Here is a 22297-nt window from a genome sequence, read left to right on the forward strand (position 1 = left end):
CCTCGTTCAGGCGACATCGGCGAACAGGGGTTCGCGGCGGCGGAAGAAGAACGCGCCGCTGACCAGAAGGAAGACCGCAACCGCCGCGCCAACCCCAATAAGGTCCCACGGCATGGCGCGCGAACCGAGGAATGCGGCACGAAAACCCTCGATGACACCGACCATCGGGTTGAGCGCGTAAAGCAGCTGAAACCGTTCCGGCACCAGGCTGGCGGGATAGACCACCGGCGCTGCATACATCAGCAGCTGCACGAAGAACTCGGTGGCGTAATTGATGTCACGAAACTGTATTGCGAGGGCGGTGAGCCACAGCCCGATGCCCAGCGCGGCTATGACCATGATTAAAATTAACAGCGGCACGACAATGACGCCGGCGGTCGGCTGCACGCCATAGATAAACAGCATGCCGATCAGGAGGACGAAACCGATGGCAAAATCGACCAGCCGGGCGCAGACTTCCGAAATCGGCAGGATCATTCGGGGAAGGTAGATCTTGCTCAACATCGCCGCGTTCTTGGGCAGGCTGTTGGTGGATTGCGTCACCGCGCTGGCAAAATAGGTCCACGGCACCAGCGCAACAAAGGCGAATACCGGATAGGCGCTGCCATCCGACCCCACGCCCACCAGGCTGCCGAAGATGACGGTGAACACCACCATCTGCGCCACGGGCTGGATCACTGCCCATCCCATGCCCAGCGCGCTTTGCGCATAGCGGATCTTGACGCTGCGCAGAGTGAGAAAACGCAGCAGATCCCAATGGCTGGCAAGTTCGCGCACATCTATTGTCCGCCAGCCGGTATGCGGCCTGATCACCGTGACCTGCGGTGGCGTGTCTTGAGGGGTGTGGCTGCTCATCCACGGCTGGTATCAACCATTGGCGCTCAAGTCACTGGAATAACTATGCAGATGTGCTTCACCAGCGAGCTGTTGTCATGCCGCATTCTGTTCCGGAAGCACGCGTAATCTGCTTGATGCGAAGCTGATCGGACAGGGCGGGGAACTGCGGGTCCGGATCTCTTTACGGTACGCCCATCGGCATCCCTGCCGGCGCCAAGGGCGAAGCAATCCGCGCAAGCTATACCGATCGAATCCAACACAATCCCGGTGTTCGGATGCCGGGCACACATTTCCGACGCAAATCATGCAGTTTTGCCGGGCAACAGAACCAGACCGTCAGCGCTCTGTTGCGTTTGCCAGATCTCAAGAACGACCAGTGTCGGAAGCAACCATCAGGTCGGGCGCGCCATCGCGGCACAATGTGGTGAGCGCTGGCCAGCCTGGCTCCCCATGCGGCATGGATCGAAGCCTTGCAAAGCAACGATATCGTCCCGCCGACGATTACCGCCAGTCGCTTGGGCGGGGGCAGGACCATGATCCGCAAGGCTGGTTTCTGCCGTTGGCAAGCAGCAGCTCGATTCCGGACGCAAAGCTGAGGATGACCCAAGACAAGAGTTCGCCGGCTCAGATTAACACCATCAGCGGACGGTTGCTGCCGATGCCGGCGGGGCGCATGCACCTCTCCTTGCCCCGACAATGGGATGAACCCTGCCGGCGAGCCCGGAGGTCCAGTGCCGATCTGCGCTGCACTCCTGCTGGCAAACACGACAGCCGGATTGCTGCCACGGCTTTACGCGACGCGATAGCGGTGAAAGTCGCTGTGCAAGCCCGGAAGGTCACGGCCCTCGAGGAACAGGACCGCTTCGGCAAGGCAAATATCTCAAGCGATCCCTTGCGTCGTGACCTGCCTGTCCTGCAGTGCGAACCACTGCATCATGCGTCACACCATGTAGGAGCCGCCATTCACAGTCACGACGCTGCCGGTGGCATAGGACGATTCATCGCTGGCGAGGAACATTGCGGCAGCCGCGATTTCCTCCGGCTGCGCCATGCGGCCCAGCGGCACTGCTGCTTCCAACTGACGCACTGCATCATCCGGTATGGATTGCATGATGGGCGTGTTGGTAGGGCCGGGATGGATAGCGTTGACGCGAATGCCGCGCGACGCCACTTCACGCGCCAGGCCACGCGTCAATCCAACGATAGCGGCCTTGCTGGTGACGTAATGGATCGGCCCCTCGCCTGACGCAGCGGAGGTGGAGGCGATGTTCACGATCGCGCCGCCGTGTCCCTTCTCGGCCATCGCCCGGATTGCTGCGCGCGAACACCAGAATGCGCCATTCAGATTGATGCCGATCACATGCAACCAGCCTTCGTCGGTCATGTGGATCGTCTGGTCCGGATGATGCGTGGGAGTTTCTCCCCTCGCGATCTGCTCCTGGCGCTGCGCGATGCTGGCGTAAAGCTGGGCGCTGCCGTCATCGGGGCCCTGTCCGGTGCCGGCACAATTGACCAGCAGGTCGATCCCACCGAATGCCTCGGCAACATCAGCAAACGCTTTATCAACCTGTGTGCTGTCGGCGACATTGCAGCCAAAAGCCCGATGACGGTCCGCTTCCAACCCGGTCAGGCTGGCCGCCGCCTCGTCAGGATCAAGGTCGAGCACCGCGACGCGTGCGCCTTCCTCGGCAAAGCGGCGGGCAATGGCGCGGCCGATCCCGCTTGCGCCACCTGTGATGACCGCACGACGGTTCTGAAGCTTCATCTGCATACTCCTCAAGCCGGACAGCTTTCGCTCTGTCCAATACTACAACAAGGGAATAGCAGTCCCTGCGGTCTGGACCAGAGGAAACAGCCTCGTGCCGGATCGCAGTTGCTTCAGTGCCTTGGCACAAGATGGGAAACTGTCCCTCAGCACATGACGTGCGAACAACAAATGTGAACGATAACAAACCTATACAGTGATAAATAAGGGAGCTATGTCATGCGATATGTGCATGGACGGTGTTGTTGCGGCATGGGCTCGCAGTGAAGAGGAGATCTGTTCTTCATGGAAGTCTGCGTGTTGCTACATTTGCCTGCCGTCATAAGGAACGCAGCTTCCGGCACCTGTCTTGCTTTGCAGCGACGCGTCGCCGATGCCGCCATCAGCCTGATCCTGCCATATATTTGCAACGCAGATGCGGCGTTTCGCCACGGCAATGTTGATGGCACATCAAAGAAGCGCGCCGGGCGGAACATGTGGCGCAAAGCGGACTTACCTCAAGATGCAGGGTGACACGAACAGTTCCGAAGCGACAGTTGCGGCGGTGAAAAGGCGAGACGACAATCTGTTCGTTCAGCGCATGGCGCCGCTGCTTGGCCTCGACGGGCAAGCGCAGGCACGGCTTGCGTCCTTGTGCGGGTCCGTGCAGCTTCTGGATGCCGACCGTGAGTTCGTGCATGCACATGAACCGGTAGAACACGTCCATATCCTGTTGGAGGGGTGGGCATGTCGCTACAAGATCCTTGCTGATGACAGGCGGCAGATGACTGTTCTGCTGTTGCCAGGCGACATCTGCGATCTTGACAGGCTGTATGTTGCGATGGGCAGTCGCGTGGTCATTACACTGACTGCGTGCAAGATCGCCTCGGTCAGCCGCGACATGCTGCGCAACTTTCTTGATGAACAGGGCGCTTCTGGCAAACTTGCCGCCATCGAGAACGCTGCGCTCGAGGAACGGATCGCAAGCCTTGGCGGCAGAACCGCGCGCAAGCGGATCGCGCATCTGTTCTGCGAATTGCAGCAACGCCTGACAAGGATCGGGCTGGCCCGAGATAATCGGTACAGGCTGCCTTTGACGCAAAAGCAGCTTGGCGATCTGCTCGGGATGACTGCGGTGCATGTCAACCGCGTGCTCAAGGAATTGCGGGCCGAGGGTGTGGTGGAAAAGTACCGGGACGAGCTTGTCATTCTTGACCCGGAGGTCTTGCGGAATATTGCCGGATTTACACCTGCCTTTCTTCACCTGGATGGAGCGGCAAGTACGTTCAGCCCCGAAGCATTGTCGGCTTCTCCGCAAGCTGATGGGGCCGCAGTCAGGGGCTGAGCAGTCCCCGACGCTGCATGTCGGACGCTCTTGATCTTTACCCGATACGCTGTGCATCGTTACAAAACCGCTTGCCTTTAATGTAGGCGATCCTGTCCATGATACGAACAGGGGGCATGGAATTGCTCCGCCACGGCGCGGGCGGTTTGGCCGATTTGGATGGCCTGCTCGACGACAGGGCCGATTGTCAGGCGTGGGCAGGAGCATATGCAATTCGGCTGCTGCTGGCCTGACCTGCCAGAGGGCCATGGGTGCAGCGCCCTTGCATACTGAGCAAGCGTAAGCCTCTGCCAAAGCAGGTAAATCAAGAGGTCGGCGCAAGAAAATGGCGCTGCCTTTTTACAAGGCAGCGCCATCATCTGTTGCGTAGAAGTTCAGATTTAGAGGCGGCGAACCACTTCGCGCTCTTCGGTGCGTCCGGAAATCGCGCCAAACACCGCAGCGGCAAGGCCAAGCAGCGAGGCAATGAAGGCCCAGAACGCTGCTGTCGCAATCGCATCGGTTGCTTCGGTAGCGGCATTTGCCACCGCTGCCGGGGCGTTGTTGGCAACCTGCTGCGCCTGTGCCTCGACATTGTTGACGATCTGCGTCGCTTCGGCTTGGCTCATGCCCGTGCTCTGGGCGAGTTGGTCGATCGCTTGCTGCCGATCTTCAGGACCGACTACGCCATTGGCTCCAAACAACCGGTTCGTCACATTGCGCGCAGCTTCGGCTATCGTTGCATCGCCTGTGGCAACCGCGCGGGCATTTTGCTCGACCGCATTTGCAACCTGCTGCTGCTCACGCTGGGACAAGACCGAGTTCACGGCCTGCTCTGTCTGTGCCGCAATTTGATCCTGCGTCTGCTGATCAGGCACAGCGGCTGGCGCGACCTGCGCGATACCGGAAGAAACCGATCCGATCAGCGATGTCGCGCTGTTCACGATCGATCCGACCGCGCTCGACGCCATGTAAGCAGTCAGAAGGGTGGCCAGGCCCCAGACGGCTGCGCCGTGAAAGGCAGTGCTAGTGGACTTGGGAATGGCGGCGAGGCGACCAGCGACAAACCCGCCAATGGCAAGCGCGATCAGCTGTGAAACGACCAGCCAGATGCCGGCTCCTGTCGGAATGCCAGAAAAGCCGCTTTCGCCCGGACCGAAATCCATCGAGGAAAGGCCGAGCGCCATGCCGGCAAGCGCAAGGAGCAGCAGCACGGCAACGCCAACAACGGTGCCGGCGAAGATCGCACCCCAGGAAACGCGCGAACGGAATGCATCGCCGACGTAGCCCGGCAGATCTTCGGACAATCCGTATTCGCCACGGTCACGCTGAACCGTGTTATGCTGGACATGATGGTCGTGAACGACCGTTTCCTGAACCGGGATGGCAGTGCCTCCCGTTGTTTCATTGACGCGGTTATCTACCATTATACTGCTCCTCCTGTTGGGCAAGACAACATTCATCCAGCCGCAAGGTTCCTGAACGCCGTATTCCGCTCGCCTTTCTGGCATCATTGCCCGTTTTGCAGCATCAGGCATGCACGCCAGTTGCAAGGCCGACAGAGCGACCCCATCCTAGTGATCGGCGCTGGCAGCCAATTGTGCAAGCGCCCATTGCGCGGCTTCGGCGATCACCGGATCGGCAGCGTCCCGCCACGTGAAGATCGAGGAGCGCAAGGCGGGGTCCCTGCTGTTGCCGGCGGCAATCAGGCAGTTGCGGATGAACCGGGCGTGCCCGATACGCTTGACAGGCGAGCCGGAGAACAGCGCCCGAAAGCCTGCGTCGTCCAGAGCCAGCAAGGCATCGAGCGGGGGGGCGGCAAGTTCGGCGCGTGGCAGGAACGCCCGGTTGGCGGCCGCCGCGCTTGCAAAACTGTTCCACGGACACACCGCCAGACAATCGTCGCAACCGTAGATGCGATTGCCGATCGCCTTGCGAAACTCGTCCGGAATCGATCCCTTGTGCTCGATCGTCAGATAGGAGATGCACCGCCGCGCATCGACGACACGCGGGGACGGAAAGGCATTGGTGGGGCACGCATCCAGACAGCGCCGGCAACTGCCGCAACGGTCCGCATGCGGCGTGTCGGGCGCAAGCGGCACATCGGTGTAGATCGCACCGAGGAACAGCCAGCTGCCGTGGGTGCGGCTCACCAGATTGGAGTGCTTGCCCTGCCAGCCGATGCCTGCCGCTGCGCCAAGCGGTTTTTCCATGACCGGCGCTGTATCGACGAAGACCTTGACCTGAGGGTCAGCAAAGCCGCGTGCGGCAGCTTCATGGACCAACCAACGCGCCAGCCGCTTCAGCGCCTTTTTCACCACATCATGATAGTCGCGACCTTGCGCATAGACGGAAACACGCCCGATGGATTGCCTGTCCGCCAGGCTCAGCGGGTCAGTGCCGGGTGCATAGCTCATGCCAAGCGCGATAACGCGCTGGGCCGCCGGCCACAGCGTTTGCGGGTCGGCGCGCTGGTCCCGCCGCTCTTCCATCCAGCCCATGGTGGCATGGTGCCCCTCGTCAAGCCAATGGGCAAAATGCGCGGACCGTTGCGCATCGGCTGCGGCGTCGGCAATGCCAATACTGGCAAAGCCTTCGACCCCGGCTTGAAAAAACAGGTCTGCCTTTAGCTTGGCCAACGCGTCAGTCGTGGGAGCAGGCGTGTTCTTGCCCGAAGTGCGGTTCACCGCCCATCCATCCTGATCCACACCAGCCGCATTTCAGGAAAATAGGCATGATAGAGTGAAAACAAAAGATCTGGCCTGAAGGCCCGGTACCAACGGCGTGACAGGTCGGAAGCGCAGCGGACCGGCGCCGCTGGTTAATGTCTGTCTCATCATAATGTGTTATGAAGCCTCCATGGAAAACGCATCGAGACGCAGCATCATCGCTTGGCTTTCCGCTTGCTCAGTGGCGCCGTTTCTTTCCGCCTGTACCGGCAGCGCGGCGCAGGCAAAGGAGTTTCCCGTCAGCCGTTCCGAAGACAGCTGGCGCAAACGCTTGGACAAGGAAGAGTTCCGCATCTTGCGCAAGGCAGGAACGGAGCGCCCCTATTCCTCGCCGCTCAATAATGAAAAGCGCGCCGGCACTTACATCTGTGCAGGATGCGACAACAAGCTGTACAGCTCTGCCACGAAATTCGAGAGCGGCACCGGCTGGCCCAGCTTTTTCCGGCCGCTGTCAGGCGGGATCGGCACCGCCACCGATTTCAAGCTCGGCTATCCGCGCAAGGAAGTGCATTGCGCGCGCTGTGGCGGGCATCTGGGCCATGTGTTCAACGATGGTCCCAAGCCGACCGGCAAGCGGTATTGCATGAACGGAGCGGCTATGGATTTCATCGCCGCCTGAGCAGCCGTCACGGCTCCGGTTCATCAGCCTGCAAGCGTAGGCCTTGTGAAGCTTGCACGGGCCGCTCGCCTGCTGAGATGGGCATTGCGCCATCGGACGATGCCGCTACAACGCGCCGGCTTTACAGAATGTTCGACATGGCGGGCGTGCCCGGCTAGGATGGTATGATGACTGCCGAAACGGCTACGCCGCTGCTCGACCAAGTGACCACCCCGCAGGATCTGCGCAAGCTGCAGCCGGCGCAGATGCGCCAGCTTGCCGACGAGCTGCGCACCGAGATGATCGCCGCTGTGGGGCAGACCGGCGGGCATCTGGGCTCCGGCCTTGGTGTGGTCGAACTTACCGCTGCTATCCATTACGTATTCGATACGCCGCGCGATCGGCTGATTTTCGACGTCGGACATCAGGCTTATCCGCACAAGATCCTGACCGGCAGGCGAGACCGCATTCGCACCCTGCGGCAGGGCGGCGGCTTGTCAGGATTTACCAAGCGGTCCGAAAGCGAATACGATCCGTTTGGCGCGGCGCACAGCTCAACGTCGATTTCGGCGGCGCTGGGTTTTGCCACTGCCAACCGGATGATGGGCGTGCCTGGTAAAGCCATTGCGGTGATCGGCGATGGTGCGATGAGCGCGGGCATGGCTTATGAAGCCATGAACAACGCGCAGGATGCCGGCAATCGGCTGGTCGTCATCCTGAACGACAACGACATGTCGATCGCTCCGCCAGTGGGTGCGCTGTCATCCTATCTGGCGCGGCTGGTGTCGAGCGGCAAGTTTCTCGGCCTGCGCGATCTTGCCCGCAAATTTGCCCGCAAGCTGCCGCGCCCGTTGCATAATGCAGCGCGCCGCACCGATGAGTTCGCGCGTGGCCTCGCCATGGGCGGCACTCTTTTTGAAGAGCTCGGCTTCTATTATGTCGGTCCGATCGACGGGCACGACATGGATGCACTGATCCCGGTGCTCGAAAACGTGCGCGACGCCGCCGAAGGGCCGTGCCTGGTTCATGTCGTGACGCAAAAGGGCAAGGGATATGAACCGGCCGAACGCTCGGCCGACAAATATCACGGCGTTCAGAAGTTCGATGTGGTGACCGGAGAGCAGAAGAAATCCGCTGCCGGGCCGCCAAGCTACACCAACATCTTTGCCGATGCGCTGATTGCAGAGGCTGATCGTGACAGCCGCGTCTGCGCCATTACCGCCGCGATGCCGTCGGGAACCGGGCTTGATCGCTTTGCCGCCCGTTTTGCGGATCGCAGCTTCGATGTGGGGATTGCCGAACAGCATGCCGTCACCTTTGCCGCCGGCCTTGCCGCGCAAGGCATGCGTCCGTTCTGCGCGATCTACTCCACATTTCTGCAACGTGCCTATGATCAGGTCGTGCATGATGTGGCGATACAGAACCTGCCGGTGCGCTTTGCCATTGACCGGGCGGGGCTGGTGGGGGCCGACGGTGCTACCCATGCCGGCAGCTTCGACGTGACCTACCTTGCTTCGCTGCCCAATTTCGTTGTCATGGCGGCGGCGGATGAGGTGGAGCTGGTCAACATGATCCACACAGCGGCCATGCATGATGCAGGACCGATCGCTTTTCGTTACCCGCGCGGCAACGGCATCGGGCTGGACCTGTCCGGCCCGCCCGAATTGCTGGAGATCGGCAAGGGGAGGATTGTGCGCGAAGGCTCCAAGGTCGCCATCCTGTCGCTTGGCACCCGACTGGCAGAGGCGCGCAAGGCAGCCGATGAGCTTGAAGCGAAGGGTCTGTCCACCACCATTGCCGACATGCGCTTTGCCAAGCCGCTGGACGAGGACCTGATCCGCCAGATGATTGCCAATCACGAAGTGGTTGTCACCATCGAGGAAGCGTCGATTGGCGGGCTTGGCGCGCATGTGCTGACCATGGCGAGCGATGAAGGCTTGCTGGACAATGGGCTGAAGATCCGCACCATGCGCCTGCCAGATGCATTCCTCGATCACGACAGCCCGGACAAGCAGTACGATACCGCCGGTCTCAACGCGCCGCAGATCGTCGACACGGTGTTGAGGGCGCTGCGGCACAACAGTGCCGGGGTGGAAGAAGCCCGGGCCTGAGCAAGGGCAAGGCGATCATTCCAACCGTTGAGAATAAATAAAGACGTCTGATCAAAAGGTGGCATAATCCAGTTTCCTGATTGGGCGCTTTAGATAGGCGGAGCCATAATACTCGCGGGAAGTTTCTGTTCGGCGCTCGCCCAAACAAAAGCTGGCTGGAAAGTTGGCGCGTGGTCCGGCGGCGCATTTTGGTCTGTCTGGTTTGGAATGGGCGCTCTCGCCTGTCTGGCGGGCAGGGGCAGTGTTTTTTGGCTGGATCGCTTTTTTGGGAGCCATTTGCCTGGCGTTCGCCACCGGCTTCGCTTTGGCTCTCATCGCAGGACGTCGCGCGCAGTCAATTGCTTGTCCGCGCTGTTCTCGCCACTGTCTATCAGATGTCATGAGCACTAAACCATTATAAGATCAGCCTCTGCGACTTCGATTCCCAAATTTTCGTAAAGCGGGTAAGTTTGGCCGCACGGCTCCTGCGTAGCGCTGCCGCGTCTTAAAGCTTGACCGTTCATAAAGCGGTAAGTGCGTCAAAAATGATCAGTTCGGAGCCAAAATCACTCCGAAGTGATTTGCGCCTATTTGACGAAAGACACCCCATACCGAACTTATCTGACAACCCGCAGCGCGCCTCGATCAGCCATGGTGGCTGGTCTCCGGCCGCAGCCCGGCGGCCTGCGGTTCTCCAGCCTCGGGCTGTCCCAGCAGATCACCGCCGACATTCCGGTCTCCCAAAGTATCAAGATGCATCAGCTTCCTGATCCAGGGCGAGATGATCAGCACTGCGACGCCGACGCCGACCGAGATCCAGCCGATCTGCGTATAGACGCCCATCACCACCTCGCGTGCGGCACCTTCGCCGCCAGCCGATTCTGCGCCGGTTGCAGACGCAATCAGCCCGGCAACAAAATTGCCGGTCGCCGAAGCGAAGAACCACGTGCCCATGATGAGCGACGCCATGTGTACCGGAGACAGTCGGTTCATTGCCGACAATCCCACCGGGGAAAGGCAAAGCTCGCCTGTCGTGTGCAGCAGGTAGATAAGGAAGATGAACAGCACAGGCACGAGCGAAGGACCGGCCGCTGCCGTTCCTGCAACCAGCACGAGGAAACCTGCGCCAAGCTGCAGCAATGCCAATCCGAACTTGGCCGGGGCTGAAGGTTCCCAGCCGCGGCGCCCAAGCACAGTCCACAAGCCAGCAAACAATGGACCAAGCAGAACGATGTAGATGGCATTGACGGACTGGAACATTGAAGCGGGCACCCCGCCTCTGTCCACATGGCGATCGGTAAACAGGTTGAGAGAGGATCCGGCCTGTTCGAACAATGCCCAGAACAGGATCGAACCCATCATCAGGAACAATGCGGCAAAAATGCGATCCCGGTCGTGCGGAGCGAGTTTGGTGATGGCAGTGAACAGCACATATCCCACCAGCACCACCCCTGCTACGATCAGCAGGCCGCCAACCACCGACTGGAACTGGATCAAGGCCCAGATCACTCCGACAGATGCAACCGACAGGCCGTAGATGGTAAACTCCCGGACCTTTGTCAGCACGATCGGTGGTTCGCCACGACCAAGCAGCAACGGCCGGAAAACGGTGAACACGATCAGGCCAGCCAGCATGCCAACGCCTGCTGCGCCAAAGCCGTACGACCAGCCATAGGTCTGCCCAAGGTAGCCACAGATAAGCGAGCCGAGCGCTGCGCCAAGGTTGATGCCGACGTAGAAAATCGTGTACGCGCCATCGCGCCGCACGTCGGTGAGTGGATACAATTGCCCGACCATCACCGAAATGTTCGCCTTGAGAAAACCGGTGCCCATGATGATGAAGCTGAGCGCCAGCCAGAAGATGTTCAAAGCAGCGCTGCCTTGTCCGCCATCCCCTTCGAACGCCATGAGAAAATGGCCGAACGTCAGCAGCAGCGCGCCAAACGCCGTGGCCTTGCGCTGACCGATGTACCGGTCGGCAAGATAACCGCCCAGCACCGGCGTGATATAAACAAGCGCGGTGTAAGCGCCATAGATGACCCCGCTTTCGCCATCGGAAAACAGCCAGTGCTGCGTCAGGTAGAAAATAAGCAGCGCACGCATGCCATAGTAGGAGAACCGCTCCCACATCTCGGCGAAGAACAATACGAAGAGCCCCTTGGGATGTCCAAGGAAAGTCCCGGCCGCATCACCATCCTGCGCATATCGCGTCGCCATCTGCCATCACTCTCCCGCACATCATGTTCTGGCGCGAGACATTAAATGAAAACGGCCGCATGTGAAGCGCCTTTGTTGCTATCGTAACCGGATGACGGCTGTCATTACCTATCATTTGTAATGTTTGGTTGCGCGATGCCGAAAAAAATGAGAAGAGAAACAATTGGATTTTCCCATGCGCGACACAGCTTTGTAAAGCTGGAGCACCGAGGATTTGCTGTGATCAGATCAGAACTCGTTCAAGCAATGGCAGAGCAGAACCAGGATCTTCGCCCCGAAGAGGTGGAAGCAGTGGTCGAGCTCTTCTTTGATACAATTGCTGAGCGCCTCGCCGACGGTGGTCGGGTTGAATTGCGCGGGTTCGGTGCATTTTCCACTCGGGAACGCGCGCCGCGCGCCGGACGCAACCCGCGTACGGGCGAAACCGTTGACGTTCCGGCAAAAAGGGTGCCCTTCTTCAAGGCCGGCAAGGAGCTGCGCGAAGGTCTGAACGAAGCAAAAAGTGCGGCGTCGCGCAAAGCGGCCGAAGAAGGGTCCTGGGATCTGCCGCCACAGCGTATGGCACAAGCAGGCAGCCGCGCCTGATCCGCGAAACATAGCCGCGGCTTTATTGCCTCACTGGTGATCCATTTAGTGTTTTTCCGGTGTTGCGGATAATCTGTGGCACAGAAGCGATCTTTGTGGCACGAGGCGCTTGCAATACAGCAAGTGCGGACGTGGCGAAATCGGTAGACGCAACAGACTTTGAAAAACCGGAGTGCCTTTGGAGAAATCCGGAGAGTAGAACTGCTCAAATTCGGGGAAAGCTGTGGCCATCGCGTGCCGTGCCAATCCCGAGCCAAGCTCGCCATCATCTTGGCGTGAAGGTGTAGAGACTAGACGGGCAGCACCTACGGTCATTATCCATGGCTAGGGTGAAGGGATAGTCCAGACCACGAACGCCTGATGGCGGCGGTGAAAACCGAAGTGGTATGAAAATCTGTTTTCCGGATGGAAGTGCGGGTTCAAGTCCCGCCGTCCGCACCAGACCAGCGCCGGCGATGCTCGCGCCCCACATTATCACAGGTCCTGCGAGCCATAATCGACAGGTGCTTGCGCAGCACCGATCAGCGCCCGTTCAATGCGCTCGGGCTCGAGATGCTGGAATACCGTGCCAAGGATGAAGAGAGAGTAGAAATAGCTCTTTATGGCGCTACCTTAGGAGCGCAATGATCAGCATCTGTCCATCTTGCATGCTGACCCGTGCAAATCGGCCAATCTGGCGGCTCAACCTCCGACAGATTGGCAGGGCTTGAAAGTGGTTGGAACATCCATGCAGCTTCAATGGAGTTTATCGAGGCAGGGGACACAAGATGATCGAGAATTTGACGCCCAAGGAATTTTACCGGTTTGAGAGCGACTGATGCCAACCTCAAAGGATCAAAAAATCTCATTCACAAGAGCTTAGGGGGCGGCAGTGCATTTTGAAGTGGATGTGCTGATCGGCTATTTCTGGCAGCTTGCTCTTGCATTCGCATTGGCTTTGCCACTCGGCTGGGAACGAGGCAGTGGCCGTTCCAGCGTCGGATTTCGCACTCTGCCGGTGGTTGCAATGGCCAGCTGCGGCTTTGCCTTGCTGGCGATAAAGCTGCCTGACGCTGATGCCGGCAGCCTCACGCGCCTGCTGCAAGGATTGATGGGCGGGATAGGTTTCATCGGCGGCGGCGCCATCATCAAGAACAACGGCTCTGTTAAAGGCCTTGTTACCGCTGCAAGTGTCTGGAATGTTGGCGCAATCGGAGTTGCGGTCGCTTTCGGCATCGTTGAAATTGCCGTTGTTCTGATGATGCTGAACCTGGCGGTATTGTTATTGTTGACCCCGGTGGCAAAGATCGTTGCGGATAACTCGCCTGACGCCTGACGCCTGACGCCTGGGGCTTGGCCGTTGCAGGTTCGCTGGCCATTTCGCTGCTATAGCCTCGGCTTTCATGCGTTCGGCAGGGATGGTCCAGAGCCTGGCGTCAAGGTCGAACTCGGCCCATGTTGCCAGCCGCACCTCGCCTGAACGCGCGGCAGTCAGGATTGCCAGTTCCAGAGCCAGCCGGCCCGCCGTTTCCCGTTTAGCTAAACCCTGCATAAAGTTCGGCAGGTCGGCGTAGGGCAGTGCTGCATGGTGTTTCACCTTGGCGCGCTGCCTGGGCAATGCCTTGTCTATCACCGCCATCGCCAGCGGTCCGTCGCAATAGCCCTTCGCCACCGCCCAATCCATTACCGTACGAATGCGCTGGCGAAGGCGTCGGGCAGTTTCAGGTTTGGTCAGCCAGATCGCGGCAAGCGCATCGCGCACGGCTGGCGCTTCAACGTCGCTCACCGCCACGTCGCCAAAGGCAGGAAAAGCGTAACTTTGCAGCGTCGATAGCCATTGCGCCCGATGCTTGGGGTTCTTCCAGCCGCTCTTGTGTTCGGCGTGAACGAGCGCAGCCGCTTCGCGGAAGGTCGGAATGCCAGCCGCCTTCTTGCGTTCGGCCACCGGATCAATGCCCGCTTCCACCTGCGAGCGGGTTGTTGCGGCTCTTTCACGAGCAAGCTTGAGAGGCACCTTGGCCGCACTGCCCAAGCCGATGTCCCGACGCCTGCCGTCCTTCTGCACGCGCACCATCCAGCTTTTGCCGCCGCGCTTGCCAATCAGCAGGAACAGGCCATCACCATCGCCATAGCGCCCCGGTGCGCTTGCCGCTTTCACTGCCGTTGCCGTTAATCGGCCCATTGCTGCTCCTCCCACATCTTCTCCCACAGCATATCGCGGCTGGTGGGAAACAGCAAGACACAGCGGGACACATGAAAGCGCTGGATTTGCGAGCTTTCAGAGGGTCAATGGAATGGCGAGAGGTGAGGGGAAACAGGCAATTGGCGGAGAGGGTGGGATTCGAACCCACGTTACGGTTGCCCGTAAACCGCATTTCGAGTGCGGCGCATTCGACCTCTCTGCCACCTCTCCGCTACAGCCGTTCGTGCGTGGTGAGGTGCGTGTTACGCACAGTCCCTCGAGCGACGAGGCGCGGGTAACCGATTGCACTGCCGTTGCCAAGTCAAATAAGGTTGCAAAACAAGGTGGCTGAATTGTCTGGCAAACCCGCAGCGGCGATCGCTGCTTGTCCTTGCGGGGTCGCTGTCCTATCTTTGGCAGCATGAGCACCCCTTTCATTCCCGACGACGGAGAGGCGCGCAAGGCCAGAACCGCCCGAGCGACATATTTCTCCCCCCAGGCAGGGCGGGCTGTGACCGCGCCTTCTGTTGCCAGCGCCAGGTTCGCAATCGGCGATATCGTTCGCCACCGCATGCATGATTTTCGCGGCGTCGTCTTCGATGTCGATCCGGTCTTTGCCAACAGCGAGGAATGGTACGAATCAATCCCGCAGGATCTGCGTCCCGCCCGGGAGCAACCTTATTACCATCTGTTTGCGGAAAATGACGAGGCAAGCTATGTCGCTTATGTCAGCCAGCAGAATCTGGAAGAAGATGGTGAAGGCGGGCCGGTCGACCATCCCTCGCTCGACATGATCTTTGGCGAGTTCGCCAAAGGTCGCTACCCGCTTCACGAAAGCATGCGGCACTGATCATCGGATTTGCGCGCAGCAATTGCGCAGGCGTCAGCTCCTGAGCTTCCATCCGGAACGCAGGATCAGATAGGTTGCCATGCCCAAAACCAGGTTGAGCACGCCCAATCCCAGAGCACCATGCAGCACGGCCATATTGGTGTCGCCGATGTCACTGCGGCCAAGAAAGCCGAAGCGAAAGCCCGAAATCACGTAGAAAAACGGGTTTAGCCGGCTGATCGCCTGAAAAAACGGCGCCAGATTGTCTATGACATAGAACGTGCCTGACAACAGGGACAACGGCGCGACTACGAAATTGGTAATTGCCGCATTGTGATCAAACTTTTCTGCCCAGATCGATGTCAGGGTGCCGAGCAATGACAGCATGATCACTCCCATCAATCCGAACCAGACGATCGCCCATGGGTGCGGTGTGTCGAGCTGCACGCCCGGATACAGGGCCATTGCTGCTGCCACGGCAAGGCCGACAAGGATGCCTCTGGTTGCAGACGCGCCGACGATGCCTGCCATCAGCTCCAGAGATGATAGCGGCGGCATGAGGTAGTCAATAATCGTGCCCTGGATCTTGCCGCCAAGCAGCGAAAAGCCGGCATTGGCAAATGCGTTCTGCATCATTCCCATGACAATGAGGCCGGGCGCCACGAAACTGGCGAACGGCACACCGAGCACTTCGCGGCTCGACCGGCCCAGTGCCACCGAAAATATGATGAGGAACAGCAAGGTCGTGACTGCCGGGGCCCAGATAGTCTGCGTCTGCACCTTGAAGAACCGGCGCACCTCTTTCATATAAAGAGTCCACAGGCCAAGCCAGTTCACTCTGCCGATTATCGGCACGCCGGGCGCCTGCAGCGGGACGGCGCGATCATGCGGTTTGTCGTGAGGGGGATCCGATCTTGTCATGTCGGGCATCCGGCTACCGGCATGTTGACTGCTTGACAAGCGATTGGCCGCACGCCGATGGCGTTCCTATATATTGTGCGAACACAGGCACGAACATTAAAACACGACGGAGTATCCATGAGCTGGACGGATGAACGCATCGCGACGTTGACGAAGATGTGGGAAGGCGGCTCCACCGCCAGCCAGATTGCCGAGGAACTTGGCGGGGTCAGCCGCAATGCGGTGATTGGCAAAGCGCATCGCCTCGGGCTGAAGGCCCGTCCCTCTCCGGTGAAGGCTGCTGCTGCAAAAGCAGGCGCTGCAAATGAGGCAGCGAAGATCACGGCTGTCGATGCTGACGCGGCCAGGGTTGATGTTGGCAGTCAGGCCGGCAAGCCTGCGCGGACCAAAGCGCCTGAAGCGCCTGCCAGGGTAAACCCGCCATCGCCCGCCAGTGAGGTTGCTGTGCCCGCTCCTCCCCGGAATGCTGCGGTAACGCCCGCTAAACCGGCGCCTGCTGCCGTTTCGCCACAAGACGCGAGCACGGCTGCTGACGCTACGCCGTCTCAGGCAGCGGGGTCCACGCCGCCCGTGCGGGGTGCGCAGCCGGTGCCTGCCACCGGCGCTACCCGGATCGTGTCGGTTGGGCCGGGCGGATTTCTGAGGCAGGGACCCGGTGATCAGCAGCCACCGATACCGCCTGCGCCTCCGCGCCGGCTTGTGCCGGCAAAGCCAAGCACGCAAATCGCCGACAAGACCAGCCTGCTTGATCTTACCGACCGGATCTGCCGCTGGCCCATGGGACACCCGGGCGAGCCGGATTTCCATTTCTGCGGAGAGGCTGTGAACCCCGGCTTTCCTTACTGTGTGGAACATTGCGGCCGCGCCTATCAGGCGCAATTGCCGCGTGGTTCACGCCGGCCGCCACCACCGCTGCCGTTTGGCGGGCCGCGCGTGCGTTGACCCGGTTGGCCGGAACAGCGCCCGCGTCGCGACAAGGCGCGCATTTGTGGCAGCACCATGAGTGAAACGCTGTTCCTTGCCGCGGCGATCATCGTGCCGCTGGTTCTCGCCATCGTGTTCCACGAGGTCGCGCATGGCTATGTCGCGCGGATGCTGGGTGATGAAACGGCGCACCGGGCCGGGCGGCTGACGCTCAACCCTGTTCGCCATGTTGATCCGGTCGGCACGATCCTTGTGCCCGGTGCACTGGCGCTGCTCAGCATGCCGGTGTTCGGCTGGGCAAAACCGGTGCCGGTGCGCAAGGACCGGCTGCGCAATCCGCGCTTTGGCATGATGGCCGTGGCGTTCGCGGGGCCGGGCACCAATCTGGTGCTCGCGCTTGTCGGCGCGATCGGGCTTGGGCTGCTGGCGCTTGCCACCGGCTCTGCCGAACCGGGCGCGGTTACCGTCTTCCTGGCGACCAGCCTCAACTATTTCATCCTCATCAACATTTTCCTGGCATTGTTCAACCTGCTGCCGATTCCGCCATTCGATGGGTCGCATATTCTGGAAGGGGTGCTGCCGCGCCGTCTCGTGCCCGCCTACGAAAGGCTCAGGCCGCTGGGCTTCGCGCTGGTGTTCGTGCTGCTGCTGGGCGTCCCGTATTTCCTGCCGGGGCTGGGTATTGTCGAGAACGTCATCGTGCCGCCTGTCGAGTGGTTGCGCGAAAGATACATGGCGGTTGCCATCGCGCTCTCTGGTGCCTGATTGGCGGTTGTCTGATTGGATGGCCAATTGTCCGGAGGGCGGATGATGCCGAACGGCTGGATCGTCCTCGACAAGCCGCTGGGAATGGGGTCCACCCAGGCAGTCGCCGCGGCAAAGCGCAATCTGCGCGCGGCCGGCCATGGCAAAGTCAAGGTCGGGCATGGCGGCACACTCGACCCGCTGGCGACAGGCGTGCTGCCAATCGCGGTGGGCGAGGCGACCAAGCTGGCCGGACGGCTGCTTGATGCCACCAAGGAATACGCCTTCACCATCGCTTTTGGCACTGAAACCGACACGCTCGACGCGGAAGGGGAGGTCGTTACCCGGTCACAACGTCGGCCGCCATTTGCCGCCATTGCTGCAATCCTTCCCAGCTTTGTCGGCGAGATCGAGCAGGTGCCACCGGCCTTCTCGGCACTGAAGATCGACGGACAGCGCGCATACCGGCGCGCACGGTCGGGCGAGGCAGTAGAGATGGCGGCACGCTGCGTGACCATCCACTCCCTTGCGCTGGCAAATGCGCGTAATGAAGAAGCACCGCTGTCCGCCTTTGCTACCACGCGGGGCCGGCCCGATCCATATGATCCGGCAGCGCCGCTCGAACTGGCTGAGCAGGTGACGCTGGTCGCATGCGTGTCAAAAGGCACCTACATCCGGTCACTGGCGCGAGACATCGCCCATGCGCTGGGAACGTGCGGCCATGTCGTGTTCCTGCGCCGGCTGAAGGCGGGGCCGTTCAGCGAAGCGCAGGCGATTTCGCTGGACAGGCTGAACGATCTGGGCAATGGCGCGCCGATCGAAGAAATTCTCCTGCCGATGCGGGCGGGGCTGGACGACATCCCGGCCCTGTCCCTCACTCCGGATGAGGCAGGAGCGGTCCGACAGGGCCGCACATTGTCCGGTCTTGCCAGGGAAGACGGCACCTATTGGGCGCAGGCGGGCGATATCCCCGTCGCTCTCATGCAGGTCGAAAATGGCGAGGCAAGAGTCCTCAGGGGCTTCAACCTATCCAACCATGATGTCGCGGAGTAAATAAATGTCGATTTCGGCCGAACAGAAGCAGCAGATCATCCAGGACAACGCGCGCGGTGAAAATGACACCGGCAGTCCCGAAGTGCAGGTTGCCATCCTGACCCAGCGCATCCGCAATCTGACCAGCCATTTTGACGCCAATCACAAGGACAATCACTCGCGGCGTGGTCTGCTGGTGATGGTCAACAAGCGGCGCAGCCTGCTTGCCTATCTCAAGAAGATAGATGTCGAGCGTTATAATGAGCTGATCAAGAAGCTCGGCCTGCGCAAATGATTTGAAAAGCGGTCCTGCGGGGCCGCTTTTTGCTTTATCGGCAGGCTGGCGCAATTCGGTGCCGGACTGCCTGATGGGGTCGATCGCGATCCCGCAACGGACCGGGCCGCTTTATCCCGGCAAGCAAACCCCGCCTTGAGCAATCTGGCCGGCGGGACAGAGGAAAATCTATGTTCAACACGAAAACCGTATCGATGGAGTGGGGCGGAAAGACCCTCACCCTGGAAACCGGGCGCATTGCGCGCCAGGCCGATGGCGCCGTTCTGGCGACTTATGGCGAAACCGTTGTCCTGTGCGCGGTGACCGCCGCGCGCACGGTGAAGGAAGGGCAGGATTTCTTCCCCCTCACCGTGCATTACCAGGAAAAATTCTCGGCCGCGGGACGCATTCCCGGCGGCTTTTTCAAGCGTGAACGTGGCGCGACCGAGAAGGAAACGCTGACCAGCCGGCTCATCGACCGTCCCATCCGCCCGCTGTTCCCATCAGGCTTCTATAACGAGATCAACGTCATCGCCCAGGTGCTGAGCTATGACGGCGAAACCGAGCCCGATATCGTGGCGATGATCGCTGCGTCGGCCGCGCTGACGATTTCGGGCGTGCCGTTCATGGGTCCGATCGGCGCCTGCCGCGTCGGCTATGTGGATGGCGATTACACGCTGAACCCGGCGCAGCAGGCCGCTGCTGACGGCGACCTCGATCTGATCGTGGCTGCCACCGGCAATGCCGTGATGATGGTCGAATCCGAAGCCAAGGAGCTCGATGAGGACATCATGCTGGGTGCCGTCATGTTCGCGCATGACGAAATCGGCAAAGTGGTCAATCTCATCATCGATCTTGCCGAACAGGCCGCCAAGGACCCGTGGGAGCTTTCCCCGGTCGAGGACAAGAGCGCGACGCTCGACGAATTGCGCGGCATCATCGGGGACGATCTGGCCGCGGCCTATCGCCTCACCGACAAGCAGCAGCGTCAGGATGCGGTCAATGCCGCCCGGACGAAGGCGCGCGATCATTACGCGTCGCTTAATGCCGCCGATCCGGCCGAATACATGGGCCGCCTCAAGCTGGTGAAGAGCCTGGAAAGCGACATCGTCCGCAAGGCGATCCTGAAGGACGGCAAGCGCATCGACGGACGCACCACCACGCAGGTTCGCCCGATCGAGGCGATCGTCGGCCTGCTGCCCCGTACGCATGGTTCATCGCTGTTCACGCGCGGCGAGACGCAGGCGATCTGCACCACCACGTTGGGCACCAAGGAATCGGAGCAGATGATCGACGGGTTGGAAGGGCTGACCTATTCCAACTTCATGCTGCACTATAATTTCCCGCCCTATTCGGTGGGCGAGGTGGGCCGCTTCGGCGCGCCGAGCCGCCGCGACATCGGTCATGGCAAGCTTGCCTGGCGCGCGTTGCGGGCCGTGCTGCCGACGAAGGAGGAGTTCCCCTACACCATTCGCGTGCTGTCCGACATAACCGAATCCAACGGGTCGTCATCGATGGCGACGGTGTGCGGCGGTTGCCTGTCGATGATGGACGCAGGCGTGCCGATTGCCCGGCCGGTTTCGGGAATTGCCATGGGCCTCATCCTTGAAGGCGATGATTTTACCGTGCTGTCCGATATTCTCGGTGATGAGGATCATCTTGGCGACATGGATTTCAAGGTCGCGGGCACCGAGAAGGGCATTACTTCGCTCCAGATGGACATCAAGGTCGCGGGCATCACGCGCGAGATCATGAGCCAGGCGCTGTCGCAGGCGAAGGAAGGCCGCGCGCACATCCTTGGCGAAATGACCAAGGCGCTGGGTTCGGCGCGCACGGAACTGTCCGATTATGCGCCCCGGATCGAGACGATGCAGATCGACAAGGCGAAGATCCGCGACATCATCGGCACCGGCGGCAAGGTGATCCGCGAAATCGTTGCCGAAACCGGTGCGAAGGTCGACATCGATGATGAAGGTCTGATCAAGATCAGCTCTTCCGACATCAGCCAGATCGAAGCCGCGCGCAAATGGATCTCCGGCATTGTCGAGGAAGCCGAAGTCGGCAAGATCTACAATGGCAAGGTCGTGAACATCGTCGATTTCGGTGCGTTCGTGAACTTCATGGGCGGCAAGGATGGATTGGTCCATGTGTCCGAGATGAAGAACGAACGGGTCGAAAAGCCGACCGACGTCGTGTCCGAAGGGCAGGAGGTCAAGGTCAAGGTGCTGGAAATCGATCCGCGCGGCAAGGTGCGCCTGTCCATGCGGGTGGTCGATCAGGAAACCGGCGAGGAGCTGGAGGACACCCGTCCGCCACGCGAACCACGCGAACCACGCGAACCGCGTGGTGACCGCAACGACCGGGGCGACAGGGGTGGCGATCGCCGCCCACGGCGCGACGGCGATCGTTCTGGCGGTGGCGGGCGCGGCGGCAACCGCGACCGTGGCCCGCGCCAGGACCGGAACGACCGTCCTGCGGGCGGCGATCCCGAGCACATGCCTGCGTTCCTCAAGAACGACGAGGATTGACCCGACAATAGCAGGCTGACGAGCGGCACCGGAGTTCCCGGTGCCGCAAGTCGCAGGATAGAACGGTGTGCAGGATTAAAGTGTCCCACCGCATCCTGCTGGTGGATCAAGCAGGGTGGGTGCCCCTATTACACCCTTGAATGCGTCAATCTTCGCCAAGATCCCGCTTTACGCGCGGATTATCCAGCAGCCGGTCAATGCGATCGGCCTCGTCGAAAGTCTCGTCTCCACGGAACTGCAGCTTGGGCGCGAACTTCAAACCGAGGCGCTTGGCCACTTCGCTTTGCAGAAACGCCGTATTGCGCTGCAGCGCCTTCACCACCGCATCTTCTTCTGCGCCCAGCAGCGGTTTGACATACACCTTGGCATTGCGCAGGTCAGGCGTGAGCCGCACCTGTGTCACGCTGACGCTATGCGCCGTGAGGATTTCGTCATGCACTTCCTGCCGGGTCAGCAGTTCCGACAGGACATGTCGAATCCGCTCGGCTACCTTGAGCATGCGGACGCTGTGTTCCTGCGGATTGTGGCTGTGACGGGCCAATGGCGTTCTCCATACGCTGGTAAGGCGGCGAAATACGGTGATCCCTGGGAGCTTCTGGCGTCGTGGGCTACCTGCCGCAGCCTTAAAGGCTGAAACGCGGTCGCCGTCAATGTATCCGCACACCATTCGAGCGCAGGCGGCAGGCAATCTGCGCCAATCGACACCGCACTTCTTGTCTCTGCCCCCATGTCGCTGTGTTAAATGCTTGTTCACTAATCA

The 22297-nt window shown here is 60.5% G+C and carries 18 protein-coding genes, 1 tRNA gene and 1 pseudogene; 11 read left to right on the forward strand and 9 right to left on the reverse strand.

From position 1 onward, the window contains the following. Positions 1–6 precede the first annotated feature (6 nt). Both RM533_RS11860 and RM533_RS11865 read right to left on the reverse strand, forming a co-directional pair. Positions 7–855: an ABC transporter permease gene (locus tag RM533_RS11860; RefSeq protein ID WP_311341441.1), complete on the reverse strand. Its 849-nt coding sequence runs from the start codon at positions 853–855 to the stop codon at positions 7–9. 922 nt (positions 856–1777) lie between these two features. Further along, positions 1778–2602: an SDR family NAD(P)-dependent oxidoreductase gene (locus tag RM533_RS11865; protein ID WP_311341442.1), complete on the reverse strand. Its 825-nt coding sequence runs from the start codon at positions 2600–2602 to the stop codon at positions 1778–1780. A 442-nt stretch (positions 2603–3044) separates the two neighbouring features. Between RM533_RS11865 and RM533_RS11870 the strand changes: the two genes are divergently transcribed. After that, entirely contained in the window at positions 3045–3926 is an 882-nt protein-coding gene (locus RM533_RS11870; RefSeq protein ID WP_311341443.1) for a Crp/Fnr family transcriptional regulator, read from the forward strand. 380 nt (positions 3927–4306) lie between these two features. On the opposite strand, the gene RM533_RS11875 is transcribed toward RM533_RS11870, so the two are convergent. Further along, entirely contained in the window at positions 4307–5332 is a 1026-nt protein-coding gene (locus tag RM533_RS11875; RefSeq protein WP_311341444.1) for a hypothetical protein, read from the reverse strand. A 147-nt stretch (positions 5333–5479) separates the two neighbouring features. Continuing rightward, the gene (queG, locus tag RM533_RS11880; RefSeq protein WP_311341476.1) at positions 5480–6523 is read right to left on the reverse strand and encodes a tRNA epoxyqueuosine(34) reductase QueG; all 1044 of its coding nucleotides are present in this window, start codon (positions 6521–6523) and stop codon (positions 5480–5482) included. Between the two features lie 241 nt (positions 6524–6764). On the opposite strand from queG, the gene msrB reads away from it, so the two are divergent. Together msrB and dxs are read left to right on the forward strand one after the other, a co-directional pair. Further along, a complete protein-coding gene (gene msrB / locus RM533_RS11885) occupies positions 6765–7253 on the forward strand; it encodes a peptide-methionine (R)-S-oxide reductase MsrB (protein WP_311341445.1) in 489 nt (162 codons plus the stop codon). Between the two features lie 167 nt (positions 7254–7420). Beyond that, positions 7421–9343 carry a 1-deoxy-D-xylulose-5-phosphate synthase gene (dxs, locus tag RM533_RS11890; protein ID WP_311341446.1) on the forward strand — a complete coding sequence of 641 codons (1923 nt, stop codon included), beginning with the start codon at positions 7421–7423 and terminating at the stop codon, positions 9341–9343. A 624-nt stretch (positions 9344–9967) separates the two neighbouring features. Here dxs and RM533_RS11895 read toward each other — a convergent pair. After that, the gene (locus RM533_RS11895; protein WP_311341447.1) at positions 9968–11539 is read right to left on the reverse strand and encodes a peptide MFS transporter; all 1572 of its coding nucleotides are present in this window, start codon (positions 11537–11539) and stop codon (positions 9968–9970) included. Positions 11540–11758: 219 nt separating this feature from the next. Here RM533_RS11895 and RM533_RS11900 point away from each other — a divergent pair. Continuing rightward, positions 11759–12031 (forward strand): annotated as a pseudogene (locus tag RM533_RS11900) (integration host factor subunit beta); the annotation flags it as partial. A 964-nt stretch (positions 12032–12995) separates the two neighbouring features. Then, positions 12996–13439 (forward strand): MgtC/SapB family protein, encoded by a 444-nt coding sequence (locus RM533_RS11905; RefSeq protein WP_311341448.1) that lies wholly within the window; start codon positions 12996–12998, stop codon positions 13437–13439. Here the strand turns inward: RM533_RS11905 and RM533_RS11910 are convergent. Then, entirely contained in the window at positions 13386–14285 is a 900-nt protein-coding gene (locus RM533_RS11910) for a tyrosine-type recombinase/integrase (protein WP_311341449.1), read from the reverse strand. The two genes, RM533_RS11905 and RM533_RS11910, sit on opposite strands and share 54 nt — an antisense overlap. 141 nt (positions 14286–14426) lie before the next feature. Further along, a tRNA-Ser gene (locus RM533_RS11915) sits at positions 14427–14516 on the reverse strand. 190 nt (positions 14517–14706) lie between these two features. Between RM533_RS11915 and hspQ the strand changes: the two genes are divergently transcribed. Next, the gene (hspQ, locus tag RM533_RS11920) at positions 14707–15135 is read left to right on the forward strand and encodes a heat shock protein HspQ (protein WP_311341450.1); all 429 of its coding nucleotides are present in this window, start codon (positions 14707–14709) and stop codon (positions 15133–15135) included. A gap of 33 nt (positions 15136–15168) precedes the next feature. On the opposite strand, the gene RM533_RS11925 is transcribed toward hspQ, so the two are convergent. Next, complete coding sequence (locus RM533_RS11925) at positions 15169–16035, reverse strand: ABC transporter permease (protein ID WP_311341451.1); 867 nt, start codon at positions 16033–16035, stop codon at positions 15169–15171. 117 nt (positions 16036–16152) lie between these two features. On the opposite strand from RM533_RS11925, the gene RM533_RS11930 reads away from it, so the two are divergent. The 5 genes from RM533_RS11930 to pnp all read left to right on the forward strand — a co-directional run bounded on the left by RM533_RS11930 (position 16153) and on the right by pnp (position 21537). Further along, positions 16153–16977 (forward strand): GcrA family cell cycle regulator, encoded by an 825-nt coding sequence (locus RM533_RS11930; protein ID WP_311341452.1) that lies wholly within the window; start codon positions 16153–16155, stop codon positions 16975–16977. A 57-nt stretch (positions 16978–17034) separates the two neighbouring features. Then, positions 17035–17724 carry a site-2 protease family protein gene (locus tag RM533_RS11935; RefSeq protein WP_311341453.1) on the forward strand — a complete coding sequence of 230 codons (690 nt, stop codon included), beginning with the start codon at positions 17035–17037 and terminating at the stop codon, positions 17722–17724. A gap of 45 nt (positions 17725–17769) precedes the next feature. Further along, complete coding sequence (truB, locus tag RM533_RS11940; RefSeq protein ID WP_311341454.1) at positions 17770–18756, forward strand: tRNA pseudouridine(55) synthase TruB; 987 nt, start codon at positions 17770–17772, stop codon at positions 18754–18756. A gap of 4 nt (positions 18757–18760) precedes the next feature. Next, on the forward strand, positions 18761–19030 hold the full coding sequence (gene rpsO / locus RM533_RS11945; protein ID WP_311341455.1) for a 30S ribosomal protein S15: 270 nt from the start codon (positions 18761–18763) through the stop codon (positions 19028–19030). 170 nt (positions 19031–19200) lie between these two features. Then, the gene (gene pnp, locus RM533_RS11950; RefSeq protein WP_311341456.1) at positions 19201–21537 is read left to right on the forward strand and encodes a polyribonucleotide nucleotidyltransferase; all 2337 of its coding nucleotides are present in this window, start codon (positions 19201–19203) and stop codon (positions 21535–21537) included. 145 nt (positions 21538–21682) lie between these two features. On the opposite strand, the gene rbfA is transcribed toward pnp, so the two are convergent. After that, the gene (gene rbfA / locus RM533_RS11955; RefSeq protein ID WP_432265072.1) at positions 21683–22204 is read right to left on the reverse strand and encodes a 30S ribosome-binding factor RbfA; all 522 of its coding nucleotides are present in this window, start codon (positions 22202–22204) and stop codon (positions 21683–21685) included. Positions 22205–22297: the final 93 nt, after the last annotated feature.

It is taken from the genome of Croceicoccus esteveae, from assembly GCF_031846435.1.
GTDB classification, from domain to species: domain Bacteria; phylum Pseudomonadota; class Alphaproteobacteria; order Sphingomonadales; family Sphingomonadaceae; genus Croceicoccus; species Croceicoccus esteveae.